This window comes from Capillimicrobium parvum (assembly GCF_021172045.1).
Lineage (GTDB): Bacteria > Actinomycetota > Thermoleophilia > Solirubrobacterales > Solirubrobacteraceae > Capillimicrobium > Capillimicrobium parvum.
Window position 1 is genome coordinate 927,305 of the sequence record NZ_CP087164.1, and the last position, 15,096, is coordinate 942,400.

Below are 15,096 nucleotides of genomic sequence, written 5' to 3' on the forward strand. Positions count from 1 at the left end.
ACCACATTCCGGGACTTGACTTCGAGCGCCGCGGTCACGAAGCGTGCCGCAGGCTGTGCGGTGACACGGCGTGCTCGATGCCGGCCCGGCGGGCGAGCCGGCGGACCACCCGGTGCCCGGCGAAGCGGCTCATGCGCTCGCCGTCGTCGCGGAGGAAGGTCGCGCCTGTCCTCGCGGCGGTCGAGCAGCGCGTTTAGCGCGCCGGCCGTCGGCGGCGCGAGCGCCACCGTCTGCCGCCCTTGCGCCGCAACGCGAGCGTGCAGTGCCCTCTCTCGAGCCCGAGGTCGGCGACGTTCGCGCCGACGACCTCCGACACGCGCAGCCCGTTCAGCGCCAGCAGGCACACGAGCGCGTGATCCCGCAGGCCGGCGCTAGCGCCCTCGTCGAGTAGCGCGCGGAGCCCTTGCGATCCACTCCGAGGCGCGGCGACTCGTCGCCGACACGCGGGCGGCGCACGCGCGTGACGGGCGAGCGCTCGATCGCGCCCTCGTCGAGGGCGTACGCATAGAAGCCTGACAGCGCCGGACAGCCTGCGCGCGACGGTCGAGGCCGCCACACTGGCCTCCTCGGCGGCGCGCACGAACGCGTCGACGTGGACGGCGCCGCGCTTCGAGCGCATCGACGCAGAGGCGGGCGAGGAACGCGCCCCAGTCGCGTGCGTAAGCCTCGCGCATCGCCGGCTTGTAACCGGCGAGGAACGCCGTCGCGATGCTGTCGCTTCCACGCCGGCGACGTCGAAGGCGGGCTCGATGCGCACGACGCGCTACTACCCCGCCGGCGGGCGCGATCGGCGGCCGGCGATCCACGTGCAGCGATTGCAGGTGTCTCGACGTCCGCCGAGCGCTACGATTTCGCCCGGACGCTCGACGTGCCGTTGAGCGTTGCTGGACCGGCGGTCCCTGGTCCGGGACGCGAAGCCGCGCGCGACGATCCGGGCACCCGAACCGCGAGATCACCGGAGGGGGCGTGAACCCGATCGAAACGCCAATCACTGCCGCCGTCCATCCACTCGAGCCGCTGAGCGCCGAGGAGATCGCACGGGCCACGGGGACCTTGCGCACCGAGCGCGACCTCGGCCCGAGCTGGCGCTTCGTGTTCGTGTTGCTCCACGAGCCGCGCCGCGCCGCCGCCGACTGGTCGTCCGGGGAGAGCGTCCCGCGTGAGGCGTTCGTCGTGCTCCGCGACCGCGAGTCGCGCGGCACGTACGAGGCGCTCGTCTCGCTGACCGACGACCGTGTCGTCTGGTTTCAGCGCAAGTCGGGCGTCCAGGCCCAGATCACGTTCGAGGAGTTCATGCAGTGCGAGCAGGTCGTGCGCTCCGACCCGCGCTGGCAGGAAGCGATGCGGGCGCGCGGCGTCGAGGACTTCTCGCTCTGCATGATCGACCCCTGGGCCGCCAGCCACACCATGCCCGATGACCATCCCGACGAGCGGCGCATCCTGCGGCCGCTGACGTGGGTCCAGTCCGAGCCGGGCGACAACGGGTACGCGCGGCCCGTCGAAGGGCTGATCTGCGTCGTGGACTGCGACGCCATGGCGGTCGTCGAGGTGATCGACCACGGGATCGTCCCCTTCCCGCCGCGGGCCGGCAACTACGTCCCGGACCTGATGACGCGCGCGGGCAACGTCCCGGCGTTCACGGCGCTGCGCGACGACGTCCGGCCGATCGAGATCACCCAGCCCGAGGGCGCCAGCTTCACCGTCGACGGCCACGCCGTCAGCTGGCAGAAGTGGCGCGTGCGCATCTCCTTCAACGCGAAGGAGGGCCTCGTCCTGCACGACATCGGCTACGAGGACGGCGGCCGTGTCCGGCCCATCATCAGCCGCGCGTCGCTGTCGGAGATGTACGTGCCCTACGGCGATCCGGCGCCCACGCACGCGTTCAAGAACGTCTTCGACATGGGCGAGTACGGGCTCGGCTGGCTGGCGAACCCGCTGACGCTCGGCTGCGACTGCCTCGGCGAGATCCGCTACTTCGACGGCGTCGTCAACGACCAGGACGGGCAGCCGGTCACGATCCCCAACGCGGTCTGCATGCACGAGGAGGACGCCGGCATCGGCTGGAAGCACACGAACTTCCACACCGAGGAAGTCGAGGTCCGGCGGCTGCGGCGGCTCGTGATCTCGACGATCGTGACCGTCGGCAACTACGAGTACGGCTACTTCTGGTACCTCTACACCGACGGCACGATCGAGTACGAGGTCAAGCTCACGGGCGTGATCTCGACGGGCGCCGTCGCACCCGGGCAACGGCCGCGCCACGGCACGCTCGTCGCGCCCGGACTGTACGGCCCGCATCACCAGCACTTCTTCTGCGTGCGCCTGGACATGGCCGTCGACGGCGTGCAGAACACCGTCGTCGAGGTGGACTCCGAGCCGCTGCCCCCCGGCCCCGACAACCCGCTCGGCACGGCGTGGGTGACGAAGCGCACCGAGCTGCGCACCGAGTCCGAGGCCCAGCGGATCATCGACCCGCTGCGCGCGCGCACGTGGCGCATCGAGAACCCGAACGTGCGCAACACCGTCGGCGATCCGGTCGCCTACAACCTGATCCCGGGCGAGAACGTCCTCCCCATGGCCGAGGCCGACTCCGTGCAGGGCCGGCGCGCGGGCTTCGCCGCCAAGCACCTCTGGGTGACCCCGTACGCGGAGGGTGAGCGCTTCGCCGCCGGCGACTACCCCAACCAGCACCCCGGCGGCAGCGGCCTGCCCGAGTTCACCGCCGCCGACCGCCCGGTCGCCGACACGGACCTCGTCGTCTGGTACACGTTCGGCGCCCACCACGTCGTGCGTCCCGAGGACTGGCCCGTGATGCCGGCGACGCACATCGGCTTCAGGCTCAAGCCGAGCGGGTTCTTCGACGGCAACCCGGCCCTCGACATGCCGCGCAGCGCCGCGCACCACTGCCACGGCTGAAATCCTCGGCGGGTGTCGAGGTCCTCAACGGCCTTGACCGGCGCGAGACGCCCAGACCGTCAGTTGACCGTGGCGGGGTGAGCAGGCAGCTCGTCAAGGTTTTTTTCCGCGCGCTTGATGGCATCGTCCTGATGCGGTTGGAGATCCATGTACGCCATGGCGCTGAAGACCGCGGTGAACGGGTCCTCGACACGCTCTTGCGTGCCGAGCAGCTCCTCCATGACCGCCACGCCGCAGAACGGCACATGGGCCGAGGAGTACCCGCCCTCGTGGATGAGGACGAGCCGGCCGTCGCAGACCTCGGCGGTGACGTCGAGCAGGATCCGCGCCATCCGCGCGAAGCCGGGGCTGGTGACACCCATGACCGCGAACGGGTCGCACATGCTCGCGTCGAACCCCGAGGCGACGAGCACGACGTCGGGGCGGAAGCGCCGGATCGCCGGCGCGACGACGCGCTCCAGCGCCGCCTCGTACGCGCCGTTGCCCGAGCCCGGCGGCAGCGGGACGTTCAGGGTTGTGCCGACGCCGTCGCCTACGCCGGTGTCGGCGACCTGCCCCGAATCGACGGGGTAGAGGTTGTCCTGGTGCAGCGAGATGGCGAGGACCGTGGCGTCTTCGTAAAACGCATGCTCGGTCCCGTTGCCGTGGTGCACGTCCCAGTCGACGATGGCGACGCGCTCGGCGCCGAGCACCTCACGCGCGTGGAGTCCGGCCAGCGCGGTGTTGCCGAAGATGCAGAAGCCGCGTCCGAGGTCGCGCTCGGCGTGATGCCCAGGAGGTCGCACCAGCGCGTACGCGTTGTCGACGTCGCCTCGCATGACCGCCTCGGTGGCCGTCATCGCGCCGCCCGCCGCGAGAGCCGCGACCTCGTAGCCGTTGGCGCCGAACGGGGCGAGCTCGCCGCCATCGCCTCCGCCTGCCGCGCTGAGGTCCTTGATCCGTTGTACGTACTCGGGCGTGTGCAGCCGCAGGATCTCCTCGTCCGTGGCGGGACGGGCCTTGAGCTCGACGCATTGGTCGAGGAGGCCGGTGACGTCGAGCAGGTTACGGAAGCGGCGCTTGGTCGCCGGGCTCTCCCCGTGCATCTCGGGCTCGATGAGCCCGCCGGCCGACATGAAGCCCGACCCCGTGCCCGTGTCATGCCAGGCGTATCGCTCGTCCCAGAGGAATCCGGTGGTCATGCGCGCGAGTGTCCCCGTGCCCTCGAACGCGCGATACCGCGTCGCTGCGGGAGCCTTGGAGCAATCACAAGGCGTGCAGCCGGTCTAGAAGATCGAGAACACGCTGGCGGCCGGGTTGGTACGCGCGCCCGCCGACCCGGCCTCGGGCGATCGCCGCCGGCGGGGCCGTTCATCGTCGACGCGTTCAGCGGGATGATCGTCGGCTGGCGCGTCGCGGGCCACATGCGCAGCCCGATGGTCCTCGACGCGATCGAGATGGCCCGCTGGAACCGCGGCCCGCCCCGTGGCACCGAGGGTATTCGCTCCGGCGCAGCTCGCACCGTACCCCGCCAGGGCCGCGGTGTGTCCTTCGCCTAGCCGTCCTCCTCCGGCGCCACCCGAGAGGAGGGCCGCATGGCTAGAAGGTCCACGGGCGGCGTGGTGAGAAGCAGACGCGCCGCGGAACGTCGTACGCGATGCGCTTCGGGCGTTTGGCGTTCGGCAGTACATGGAGCTTGGCTACGCGTCCGATGGCTGGTCGCGGAAGCGGGCTGAGAACGAGCTCACCTACGTCCTCGAGAAGGTGCGACGTGGCTAGTGGCAGCCGCCAGCCGAGCCGGAGCCGGCGCGCGACATCCCGACGTTCCACGAGTTCGCGACCGACTGGCTCGCCGAACGCGAACCCGAGTTGCGGTCCGCGACCGTCCAGTCGTATCGGTGGCAGCTCACGTACGTGTTGCTGCCGTACTTCCACCGGATGTGGCTCGACAAGATCGGCGTGGCTGAGGTGGACGGCTATCGCGACGCCCAGCTTCGGGAGGCGCGCCGGCGGCAGGAGGCGATGGAAGCTGGCGAGCCGATCCGCGACCAGCGTGGGAAGGTGCTTCGGCCGCTGTCGGCGGCCACGATCAACACGACGATCACGAGGTTGGGCCAGATCCTCGATGTCGCGCATGAGCGGGGCGTGATCACCGCGAACCCGGTTCGGATCAACCCTCGCAACAGGAAGCTGAAGCGAGTGACGAAGCAGCTGCCTTGGTTGGAGCCCGACGAGGTCCTGGCGCTCATCGAGGCCGCCGGCAGGCTCGACACTGCGGACGATCGCTACCTCCCCACCCGCCGTCCGCTTCTGGCGACGCTGGCGTGGGCCGGTCTCCGCATCGGCGAGGCGATCGACCCTGCGGTGGCGGCATATCGACCTGGCGCACGGGCGCATCTGGGTACGGCAGTCCAAGACGGATGCGGGCGTGCGGGATGTCGATCTGCAGCCCGAACTCCGCGATGTGCTGTTGCCGTGGCGTGCGGCTACGCCGTTCGCCGAGCCGGACGACCGGGTGTTCCCTACACAGGCCGGCGGGCTCTCAACCGCCAGAGCGTCAGGCAGCTCGCGGCGGACCGAGCGATTGCGCAACCTTTGCGCTTCCGTAGCGCTTCCACACGTCGCCAACGCTGCTGCGCTCCGCCATAGCAGGAGTGATCCAGCGCCCTATGTGCGGCGGCTTTGCTACATGGGCGCGGCGGGTTTCGAACCTGCGACCTCTCGCGTGTGAAGCGAGCGCTCTCCCACTGAGCTACGCGCCCGGATACGACGGGCCCCGATCCTAGCGAGCGCGAGCTCGGCGCGGTGTGCGTCGCGCTCGGTCCGTCCAGCGCGCCGGGCGCGTCCATCGAGGTCGTCTCCCGGGCCGGCTTGGGCGGACGTGGTCGGCGGGCGCTCTCCTGCGCCCGGAAGCTTCAGGCCGGGGTCGCTCGTTCGAGCGCGGGCCAGCCGACGTCGGCCTCACGCTCGGCCTGCTCGGCGGCGCCTCCCTCGCGGATCCCGAACAGCCGCTTCGCGTAGAGCAGGTATACGACGATCGCCAGGTTGACGACGAACGTCAGCGCCTTGAGCACAGAGGCGCGGTCGACGATCTCGTAGATCTCGAGCGGCATCAGCCCGGCGGTGGCGATGAACGTCAGGTACTCGGCCCAGCGCTTGCCGAGCCAGAGCCCGACCGCCTCGGCCCCCTCGAGCAGCGCGTACGCCGCGACGAGCAGCCCGATCTTCGTCAGCGTCCCGTGCGAGATCGAGAACAGGCGGCGGACGTCGTGCAGCACGCCGTGGTCCTTCGGCGCCGACGACCCGTTGAACGCGCCCTGCAAGTCGGCGAGCACCCGGTAGGCCGGGTCGCGCAGGCTCGCCTCGTTGGCCGCGAACAGGAAGATCGCCACCGCGATCACGGCCAGTAGAACGAAGTGGAAGGCGCGGTCGACCGCGATGGTTCGCAGGACGATCTTGTCGCGCAGCGCCTTGCCGCGCAGGGGCACCTCGATGGCCTCGCGGGGAGGGAGCACCTCGCGCGACGGCTCGGACGGCTGTGGAAGCGGCAGCCAGGAGTCGCAGCGCAGGCACCGGTGCCAGCGCACGCCGTCGTTGCCCGGGCGCACGACGATCGCGTCCTCGGGCCGCACGTGCGCGACGTCGAGGCCGAGCAGCTCGTGGCCGCGCACGCCGCACACGATCAGCTCGTAGTGCAGCCGCGGGACGAAGCGCCGGGGCCTCGTCGTGCCGGGCAGGTCGCGCGCCATCGCACCACCTTCCCGTATTCGGCCACCGTCGCGCGCCGTGGTCTCGGTCATCGCCGTGCTCGTCCTCGCCGCGGCGGTCGGGTACGTCGCCCAGCGCCGCCTGCTCGGCGGACGCGGCGCCGATGACCCGCACGCCCGCGCCGAGGGCCTTCCCGCCCACGAGCTCATCATCCCCGTGCGCACGCTCGCCGCGCTCCTGCTCGCCTTCGTGCTGCTGTCGGTCTACTCGTCCTACGAGGACGCCGGCGATCGCGCGGCGGCGGCGGCGGGTGCGGTGCTCTCGCAGGCCGACGACGCCGCGCTGCTGCAGCCGGCCGCGCGCACGGAGGTCCTGGGCCTGCTGCGCTGCTACGCCCGCGCGGTCGCCGAGGTCGAGTGGGGCGTGCAGAGCAACGCCGGGCACTCGTCCCCGGTGGTCGACGACGCCTCCGACCGCATCACGCGTGCCATCGGCCGCGCGCGAGGACCAGGCCAACGCGCTGGCGCTCGGCGCGATCCTCGGCGACGACGGCGCGCGCATCCAGGCCCGGCGCGGCCGCCTCGACGAGGGCCGCGCGAGCGTCCTGGGCACCGTCTACGCGCTGCTGCTGGTGAGCGTCGCGATCATGCTCGCGGGCATGTCCGCGCTCGCGCATCCGTTGGTGCGCCGCGGCGTGCAGCTCGGCATCCTCGTCGGGGCGACCGTCGTGTTCGCGTTCACGCTGCTCGTCATCCGCGACCTCGACCGGCCGTACAGCGGCTCCGCCAAGATCCAGCCGGCCGCGATGCGCGACGCCGAGCGCCGCATCGCGACACTCACGGCGGCGAGTTCCGAGCCGCCCTGCGACCAGGACGGCCGCCCGCGCAGCCAAGGCTGAAAGCCGGGGCGTTGGACCGTCCGTTCCTCGGTGTCCGAGCGCAGGCGCGCCGGATCGCCGTGCGCGGCCATCCCGCGCATCAGTACCATGGGTCGCGGACCGTGCTAGGCGGGGAGGTAGCGGTGCCCTGTCGCTCGCAATCCGCTCTAGCGAGGCCGAATCCCCACTTGAGGGGTGACGCCTTCGGGGCCAGCGCGTCGATGGCGGCGTCGATGGGCCGGGTCCCGCGCGATGTCGGCCCGTGAACCAGGTCAGGTCCGGAAGGAAGCAGCCTTAAGCGGTCACCGGCAGGCGCAGCGGGAGCTCCCGGCCCGGAGCCGACAGAGGCGAACGCGCCCGGAGACCGATCCTCGATGGTGGGTGCACGGTCCACTTTCGCCTTCACGCCCGGCACGCTACGGTGCCGGGCGATGAGCAGCGCCCCCGAGCGCCAGCGGGTCGACGGGCCCGCACATCCCGGCGAGGAGATCTGCCACATCGTCACCGAGGACGACCCCGACACCGCGCTGTGCGGCAAGGACGTCACCGGCTGGCCGTGGAACCCGCCGTGGCCGATGTGCGTCGTCTGCGTCGACCTCGCGGGCGGTTACGTCTGAACCGCCGCGTCGACGCGCTGCGTGACCTCGAGGATGCGGCGGGCGACGAGCTCGGGGTCGTCCCACATCGGCAGGTGCCCGGCATCGGGGAGGGCGAGGAACTCGGCGTCCGGCAGCAGCCTCAGCAGCCGGAGGTAGTGGCCGGGCCAGCGGATGAGCCGGTCGCGTTCGCCGTAGAGGATGCGCACCGGGCAGTCGATCGCCCCGAGCTCGCCGAACGCGCCGTCACGCCGGGCGAGCGCGATGCCCTCGTTCACGACGCTGCATCCGGCGGCGCCCTCGATCATGTCGAGCGCGGCGCGCGGCGGCACGCGCTCCGGGTGGGCGACGACGTCGTGCAGCGAGATCCACTTCAGCCGCCGCCGTGCCGCGAGCGCGTGGGCCATGCGGCCGGTCGCCTTGAGCAGGTGGTGCGTCTGGATGAAGTAGCGGTAGACCGCCTCGCCCTCGCGGCTGCGCGGCTCCCACCCGCCCGCCGGACACACGCCGACGACCGACCTCGCTCGGCCGCGCGCGGCGAGCTCCAGCGCCAGCCAGCCGCCGTACGAGCTGCCGACGATGTGCGCGACGCCCCACCCCTCCTCGTCCATGCGCTCCTCGAGCAGGTCGCATCCGGCCTCGACCGTCATCTCGACGCCGTCGGGGAACGGGCTGCCGCCGTAGTGGCCGGGCAGCGTGGGGGCGAGCACCTCGTGATGCTCCTCGAGCGCCGGCAGCACGGGCGTCCACGCCCGCCAGGTGTCGGTGAAGCCGTGCAGCGCCAGCAGCGGCGTTCCAGCGCCGCCGTGGTGTTCCGGCGGGACGGTCACGGCCCGAACGGTACCCGGGCGCGCTCAACTAGACTGACTGGTCCGTGTCGTCCGCGCCCTCGCTGTATCGCCGTCACCGCCCGCGGACCTTCGCCGATGTCGTCGGCCAGGAGCATGTCGTGCGCACGCTCACCAACGCCGTCGAGCAGGGGAAGGTCCATCACGCGAACCTGTTCGTCGGGTCGCGCGGGACCGGGAAGACCTCGATGGCGAAGATCCTCGCCGCCTGCCTGAACTGCGTGAACGGTCCGACCGTCTCGCCGTGCGGGGTGTGCGAGTCGTGCACCGCGATCGCCGGCGCGACGTCGATGGACGTCATCGAGATGGACGCGGCGTCCAACAACTCGGTCGACGACATCCGCGACCTGCGCGAGAGCGTAGCGTTCGCGCCGGTGTCCGGGCGCCACAAGGTGTACATCCTCGACGAGGCGCACATGCTGTCGTCGCAGGCCTGGAACGCGTTCCTCAAGACGCTCGAGGAGCCGCCGCCGAACACGATCTTCGTCCTCGCGACGACCGAGGCGAACAAGGTGCTGCCGACGGTCGTCGACCGCTGCCACCGCTTCGACTTCAAGCGGCCGACCGCCGAGCAGGTCGCGTCGGTCATCCGCCGGGTCGCGAGCGCCGAGTCGATCGACGTCGGGCCCGAGGCCGTCGCGCTGATGGCCCGCCACGCGACGGGTTCGTTCCGTGACGCGCTCGGCACCCTCGAGCAGCTGGTCACGTACTCGGGCTCGTCGATCGCGCTCGACGACGTGCTCGCCGTCCTCGGCGTCGCCGACAGCGACCTGCTGTTCGAGGCGCTCGACGCGATCGCGGCCGCCGACGCGCGCGCCGCGCTGCTGGCCGCCGACCGGCTCGCGACGACGGGGCGCGACGCGGGGACGTTCATCCGCGACCTCGAGGGCCACGCGCGCGAGCTGCTCGTGGTCCGCACGCTCGGCGGGGAGGTGCCGTCGGAGCTGGCACTCTCGCCCGAGCACGACGCGCGACTGGCCGAGCAGGCCGGGCGCGTGCCGGTCGCCGCCGTGGTCCGGTTGCTCGACCTGCTCGCCGCGGCGATGGAGGCGATCAAGAACGGCGCGGACCCGCGCACGCAGCTCGAGCTGGCCCTCGTGAAGGCGGCGACGCCGGCGGTCGACGCGTCGACGAAGGCGCTGCTCGCCCGGATCGAGCGGCTCGAGGCGCAGCTTGCGGCGGGCGGGGGCGCACCGGCGGCTGCTCCCGCGCCGGTGGGCGAACGTCCCCCGCCGCCGCCGCGGCCCACGCCGACGACGCCGCCCTCGCCCGACGTGCCGGCCCCGCCGCCGCCCGAGGCGCCCGCGCCGCCGCCCCAGCCGCCGCCCGGCGACGACGCCCACGAGACCGCCGCCAACGGAGCGACCGTCGCGATCGCCGCAGCCGTGGCGCCCGGCGCGGGCGCCGGCCCGGCTCCGGCGGTCGAGATGCTCGCCGACGTGTGGCCCGCCGTGCTCGACAGCGTGCGCGCCGAGAACGCCCTGCTGGCGGCGATCCTCGACACCGCCCGCCCGGTCGCGGCCGACGGCACCGTCGTCACGATCGCCTTCCCGCAGTCGGAGGCGTTCCTGCACCGCAAGGCCGACGACCCGGCCCACCGCGAGGTCGTGGCCGAGGCGCTGCGGGCCGTCACCGGCCACGCGCTGCGTCCCAGCTACGAGCTGCGCGACGACCTGCCCACCGCCGCCGAGGCGCCCGCTCCCACCGAGGAGGAGTGGATTGCGCGCTTCAAGGAGGCGTTCGACGCCGAAGAGCTGACCCACGACGAGGAGCCTGGTTCCTGATGCCCCAGCCGAACATGCAGCAGATGCTCAAGCAGGTCCAGAAGATGCAGCAGGACATGATGGCCGCGCAGGAGCAACTGAAGAACGAGGTCGTCGAAGCGTCCGCCGGAGGCGGCATGGTGACGGTCAAGGTGACCGGCGACCTGGAGATCAAGGACGTCCGCATCTCGCCCGAGGCGGTCGATCCCGACGACGTCGAGCTGCTCCAGGATCTGGTGCTGGCCGCGACGAACGAGGCGCTGCGCTCGGCACAGGAGCTCGCGGCGTCGAAGATGGGCGGTCTCACCGGCGGCCTCGACCTGGGCTCGATGGGCCTGCCCGGTCTGGGCGGCCCCGGAGGTCCGGGCGGGATGGGCGGCCTGCCGCGGTGAACGCGCCGCCGATCCAGCGGCTGGTCACCGAGCTGGCCCGGCTGCCCGGCATCGGCAATCGCACCGCCCAGCGGCTCGCGTTCCACATCCTGCGTGTCGACGCCGAGGAGGCCAACGCGCTCGCCGACGCGATCCGCGAGGTAAAGGAGCGCATCGGCCTCTGCGAGGTGTGCTTCAACCTCGCCGACGGGCCGCGCTGCCGGATCTGCCTCGACGAGCGTCGCGACTGCGGCCTGATCTGCGTCGTCGAGGAGCCGGGCGACGTCGTGCCGATCGAGCGTACGCACGAGTTCCCGGGCCGCTATCACGTCCTCGGCGGGGCGCTCTCGCCGATCGACGGGGTCGACCCCGACGACCTGAAGATCGCCCAGCTCTACGCGCGCGTCCTGGACGGCGACACGCGCGAGGTCGTCCTCGCCACGAACCCGACGACCACCGGCGAGGCGACCGCCCTGCACATCGCCGAGGGCCTGCGCGAGCGCGCGCCCGGCGTGACGGTCACGCGGCTCGCGTCCGGGCTGCCCGTGGGCTCGGACCTGGAGTACGCCGACGAGGTCACGCTCGGCCGGGCGTTCGCCGGGCGCCGCGCGGTCTGAGCAGGGTCCGCAGCGCGTCGGCGACGCCGGCGCGGTCCTCGTCGAGGCGCCGCCGGGTGATGCGCAGGACGCGGTAACCGCCGAGGACGTGGTCGGCGTCGCGGCGGCGGTCGGTCTCGAACGCGAACGCGGTGTCGTGGTACGTCCGGCTGTCGAGCTCGACCACGAGACGGTGCTCGGTCCACAGGAGATCGACCTCGTGGCCGTGGAGCTTGGCGTTCACGGCGGGCCGGGGGAGGCGCAGGCGCTCGACGAGGGCGAGCGCTTCGCGCTCGAGCCCGGAGCGCAGGCGCTCGTGGTCGGGGCGCATGCGGTCGACGGCGGTGCGCAGCCGTGCGGCGCCGCGGTGGCCCGGATGCCGGTCCAGGACGTCGTCGACCGCCCGCAGGTCGAAGAGGCGCAGCTGCTCTCCGCGCTCGAGGGCCTTGGCGGTGTGGTCGATCGGCACGCACGCCGCCAGGTCGAGGTAGGTGCGCGCGAGCGTGGTGACCGGGATGCCGGCGATCTCGGTCACGTCGCGCGGGTCCAGGCGCCGTTGGTGGATCGTGATGCCGGGGAGCTTGCGGCCGTGAGCGGTGGGGACGGTGACGTCCCAGCGCGGCCGGTTGTCGGGCCGCACGGCCCACACGCCGCCGGCGGTCCTGTCGGTCAGGACGGCCCCCGGACCACCGGCGAGCACGGCCGCCATCCGGTGGCCCTCGATGCGCAGCGCGGTATGGCCGACGGCGTACACGCCGCGGTGCAGTCGGATCAGCCGCCCGCTCGCAACCCGACGGTCGATCGCGGCTCGGCTCAATCCGGCGTCGATGAGCTGCTGACGCGAGACCACTCCCCACTGGCGGGCGGCGATCTCGCCCGCGATCTCGCGAGTTGCGCTTTGGCCTCGGTATGCGAGGCCAAAGCGCAACTCGTCGCGGGGCGGGGTGGGGTCGGGCGGCATGCGCCAACGTTGGCGTTTTCCGCGTGACCTCTCAGCACGTGATCGTCACGGGTTCGCGTAGCGTTCGCGCAGGAGCGCGAGACGGTTCAGCGCCTCGGCCGCCCGGGCCCGCAGCCCCTCGTCGCGCTGCAGCGCGCGGACCAGGGCGAGGTATGCGGCCTCCTGGTCGCTCGCGTCGCCGGGGATCCACAGCAGGTCGGCGCCCGCGCGCAGCGCGTCGACGGCCGCCTGCGCCGCGCTGCCGCCCGTCACCGCGGTCACCGCGTTCAGGTCGCCGGTCATCGCCACGCCCCCGAAACGGAGGCCCCGCCGCAGCAGGTCGTAGGCCTCGGGCGCCAGCGTCGCCGGCGTCACCCCGTCCCACGCCGCGTACACCGCGTCGCTCATCTGGATGACCGGCGCCTCCCGGGCGACGGCGGCGAACGGGCGCACGTCGGCGGCCCGCAGCTCCTCTAGCGAGAACCCGACCGTCGCCGGCCCGGACAGCGGGTCCTGCGACGCGCCGCCCTCGCCCGGGAAGCTGCGCGGGGCGCTCGCCAGCCCGGCCGCGCGGTACGACCGCACCGCCGCGGCCACCCGCTCAGCCGCCTCCGCGGGGTCGGGGCTGAAGCCGGTGCTCGCCGCCGGGCCCACCTCCGCCGCCAGATCCGCCACCGGCGCCAGCGTCAATTCGATCCCCAGCGGACGCAGCGCCTGCGCCGCCCGCGTCGCCTGGGCCGCCGCCACGCGCGCGTCCTCCTGCTCGGGCTCGGGCGGCGGCGGCAGCGACGGCAGCGCGGACAGTTCGCCGCCCGCCTGCGAGATCGCGACGACCGGAGGATCGAGGCTCCCGGCACCCGCCCGCCGGCGGATCGCCCGCACGAGCGCGCGCACCTGGGCCGGGGAGCGCGCGTTGTGCGCCTCGATCACCACGGCGCCCCACGGACGGTCGCCGAGCCGTCGCACCCCGGGATCGGATCCCGACGTCCCGCCGAACCCGACCGCGAACAGCTGGGCGGCCGCCTGCTCGACCGGCAGCCGCAGCACGGGCGCGGACGTCGCGGCCGGGCCGGTCGCCGGCGCCGAGGGCGGCTGATTCGTCCCTCCGCACCCGAACAACACGAGTGCGGACAAGAACGCGACGTAGCCCGGAGCCCTCACCGATTACCCTGCACGGTCGCATGCACGGCACCGTTGTCATGAAGTTCGGCGGCACCTCCGTCGCCGACGCAGAGCGCATCAGGCGCGCCGCCGAGCGCATCGTCGCCAAGCGCGAGCAGGGCCTGCGCGTCGTCGCGGTCCTCAGCGCGCGCGGAAAGACCACAGACGAGCTCATCGCCTGGGCGCAGGAGATCTCCCCGCACCCGGACCCGCGCGAGATGGACATGCTCCTGTCGACGGGCGAGCGCCAGTCGTGCGCGCTGTGCGCCATGGCGATCAACGACCTCGGCCACCGTGCCATCTCCCTCACCGGATCCCAGGCCGGGATCGTGACAGACACGTCGCACACGAAGGCGCGGATCCTCGAGGTCCGTGCCGACCGCATCCGCCAGGGCCTCGACGACGGCGCGATCGTCCTCGTCGCCGGCTTCCAGGGCGTGTCGACCGCCCACGACGTGACGACGCTCGGCCGCGGTGGCTCGGACACGACCGCCGTCGCCCTGGCCGCCGCCGTCGGCGCCGACGAGTGCGAGATCTACACCGACGTCGCCGGCGTCTTCTCCGCCGACCCGCGCATCGTCCCGGGCGCCCGCAAGCTGGGGATGGTCTCGTTCGAGGAGATGCTCGAGATGTCGGCCTCGGGCGCCGGCGTCCTGCAGCTGCGCTCCGTCGAGTACGCCCGCAATCACGGCGTCCGGATCCACTGCCGTTCGAGCTTCGACGACGCGGCCGGTACCGTGGTGGTCGGAGAAGACGTCACCGTGGAACATCCGCTCATCACCGCCGTCACCCACTCCACCGGGGAAGCCCGCGTGACGCTGCTCGGCGTGCCCGACACGCCCGGCATCGCCGGGCGCCTCACCACCGCGCTGGCCGAGGCGAATGTGAACGTCGACATGATCGTGCAGAACGAGCCCGTGTCCGAGGGCCAGCGCGCCGACATGTCCTTCACGGTGCCCCGGGACGAGCTGCAGCAGGCTCATGCCGCGCTCGAGCCGCTCGTCGGCGAGTTCGGCATCGGGTCCATCCGCAGCGACGAGGCGATGGGCAAGGTCTCCGTCGTCGGCGCCGGCATGAAGACCCACCCCGGCGTCGCGGCCAAGGTGTTCACCGTCCTCGGCGACGAGGGGATCAACATCCACATGATCTCCACCTCGCCCATCCGGATCTCCTGCGTGATCCCGGGCGAGCACGTGCCGGGCGCGGTGCGCGCCCTGCACGGCGCGTTCGAGCTGTCGGGGCCGGACACGATCCGCCCGGAGCAGCCGTTCGGGGAGTTCCAGTCATGAGACCCTGCGGGTCCTCACCGCGTACGGCCGGTTGCCTGAGCGAGGTGACATC

13 protein-coding genes, 1 tRNA gene, 1 other RNA gene and 2 pseudogenes are annotated in these 15,096 nt (G+C 72.6%); 10 read left to right on the forward strand and 7 right to left on the reverse strand.

Annotated elements, in window-relative coordinates:
• Positions 1 to 34: 34 nt before the first annotated feature.
• A pseudogene (locus tag DSM104329_RS29025) lies at positions 35 to 169 on the reverse strand (site-specific tyrosine recombinase XerD); the annotation flags it as partial.
• 797 nt (positions 170 to 966) lie between these two features.
• Between DSM104329_RS29025 and DSM104329_RS04550 the strand changes: the two are divergent.
• The gene (locus DSM104329_RS04550) at positions 967 to 2,916 is read left to right on the forward strand and encodes a primary-amine oxidase (RefSeq protein WP_259314209.1); all 1,950 of its coding nucleotides are present in this window, start codon (positions 967 to 969) and stop codon (positions 2,914 to 2,916) included.
• A gap of 59 nt (positions 2,917 to 2,975) precedes the next feature.
• Here DSM104329_RS04550 and DSM104329_RS04555 read toward each other — a convergent pair whose 3' ends face one another.
• The gene (locus DSM104329_RS04555; protein ID WP_259314210.1) at positions 2,976 to 4,097 is read right to left on the reverse strand and encodes a class II histone deacetylase; all 1,122 of its coding nucleotides are present in this window, start codon (positions 4,095 to 4,097) and stop codon (positions 2,976 to 2,978) included.
• 613 nt (positions 4,098 to 4,710) lie between these two features.
• On the opposite strand from DSM104329_RS04555, the gene DSM104329_RS04560 reads away from it, so the two are divergent.
• Positions 4,711 to 5,544: an N-terminal phage integrase SAM-like domain-containing protein gene (locus DSM104329_RS04560; RefSeq protein ID WP_259316184.1), complete on the forward strand. Its 834-nt coding sequence runs from the start codon at positions 4,711 to 4,713 to the stop codon at positions 5,542 to 5,544.
• 41 nt (positions 5,545 to 5,585) lie between these two features.
• Here the strand turns inward: DSM104329_RS04560 and DSM104329_RS04565 are convergent.
• Positions 5,586 to 5,657 (reverse strand) — tRNA-Val (locus tag DSM104329_RS04565).
• A gap of 153 nt (positions 5,658 to 5,810) precedes the next feature.
• The gene (locus DSM104329_RS04570; protein ID WP_259314211.1) at positions 5,811 to 6,644 is read right to left on the reverse strand and encodes a DUF2127 domain-containing protein; all 834 of its coding nucleotides are present in this window, start codon (positions 6,642 to 6,644) and stop codon (positions 5,811 to 5,813) included.
• Positions 6,645 to 6,699: 55 nt separating this feature from the next.
• Between DSM104329_RS04570 and DSM104329_RS29265 the strand changes: the two are divergent.
• From DSM104329_RS29265 to DSM104329_RS04585, 4 genes and pseudogenes are all read left to right on the forward strand, one after another.
• A pseudogene (locus DSM104329_RS29265) lies at positions 6,700 to 7,062 on the forward strand (hypothetical protein); the annotation flags it as partial.
• Positions 7,063 to 7,087: 25 nt separating this feature from the next.
• The gene (locus DSM104329_RS04575) at positions 7,088 to 7,501 is read left to right on the forward strand and encodes a bestrophin-like domain (protein ID WP_259314212.1); all 414 of its coding nucleotides are present in this window, start codon (positions 7,088 to 7,090) and stop codon (positions 7,499 to 7,501) included.
• 99 nt (positions 7,502 to 7,600) lie between these two features.
• An RNA gene (gene ffs, locus DSM104329_RS04580) (signal recognition particle sRNA large type) lies at positions 7,601 to 7,869 on the forward strand.
• Positions 7,870 to 7,911: 42 nt separating this feature from the next.
• Positions 7,912 to 8,097, forward strand: coding sequence for a hypothetical protein (locus DSM104329_RS04585; protein ID WP_259314213.1), 186 nt, complete (start codon positions 7,912 to 7,914; stop codon positions 8,095 to 8,097).
• Here DSM104329_RS04585 and DSM104329_RS04590 read toward each other — a convergent pair.
• Positions 8,088 to 8,906: an alpha/beta fold hydrolase gene (locus tag DSM104329_RS04590; RefSeq protein WP_259314214.1), complete on the reverse strand. Its 819-nt coding sequence runs from the start codon at positions 8,904 to 8,906 to the stop codon at positions 8,088 to 8,090. The genes DSM104329_RS04585 and DSM104329_RS04590 overlap by 10 nt on opposite strands.
• Before the next feature lie 44 nt (positions 8,907 to 8,950).
• Between DSM104329_RS04590 and dnaX the strand changes: the two genes are divergently transcribed.
• The 3 genes from dnaX to recR are packed head-to-tail and all read left to right on the forward strand — an operon-like array spanning position 8,951 to position 11,675.
• Positions 8,951 to 10,708: a DNA polymerase III subunit gamma/tau gene (dnaX, locus tag DSM104329_RS04595; protein WP_259314215.1), complete on the forward strand. Its 1,758-nt coding sequence runs from the start codon at positions 8,951 to 8,953 to the stop codon at positions 10,706 to 10,708.
• Positions 10,708 to 11,079 carry a YbaB/EbfC family nucleoid-associated protein gene (locus DSM104329_RS04600; protein ID WP_259314216.1) on the forward strand — a complete coding sequence of 124 codons (372 nt, stop codon included), beginning with the start codon at positions 10,708 to 10,710 and terminating at the stop codon, positions 11,077 to 11,079. Before dnaX ends, DSM104329_RS04600 begins: the two co-directional genes overlap by 1 nt.
• Positions 11,076 to 11,675 carry a recombination mediator RecR gene (recR, locus tag DSM104329_RS04605; protein ID WP_259314217.1) on the forward strand — a complete coding sequence of 200 codons (600 nt, stop codon included), beginning with the start codon at positions 11,076 to 11,078 and terminating at the stop codon, positions 11,673 to 11,675. Before DSM104329_RS04600 ends, recR begins: the two co-directional genes overlap by 4 nt.
• Here the strand turns inward: recR and DSM104329_RS04610 are convergent.
• Positions 11,635 to 12,615 (reverse strand): type IV toxin-antitoxin system AbiEi family antitoxin domain-containing protein, encoded by a 981-nt coding sequence (locus tag DSM104329_RS04610; RefSeq protein WP_259314218.1) that lies wholly within the window; start codon positions 12,613 to 12,615, stop codon positions 11,635 to 11,637. The genes recR and DSM104329_RS04610 overlap by 41 nt on opposite strands.
• 45 nt (positions 12,616 to 12,660) lie before the next feature.
• A complete protein-coding gene (locus DSM104329_RS04615; protein WP_259314219.1) occupies positions 12,661 to 13,641 on the reverse strand; it encodes a glycoside hydrolase family 3 N-terminal domain-containing protein in 981 nt (326 codons plus the stop codon).
• 134 nt (positions 13,642 to 13,775) lie between these two features.
• Between DSM104329_RS04615 and DSM104329_RS04620 the strand changes: the two genes are divergently transcribed.
• Entirely contained in the window at positions 13,776 to 15,044 is a 1,269-nt protein-coding gene (locus tag DSM104329_RS04620; RefSeq protein WP_259314220.1) for an aspartate kinase, read from the forward strand.
• The last annotated feature ends 52 nt before the right edge of the window (positions 15,045 to 15,096 follow it).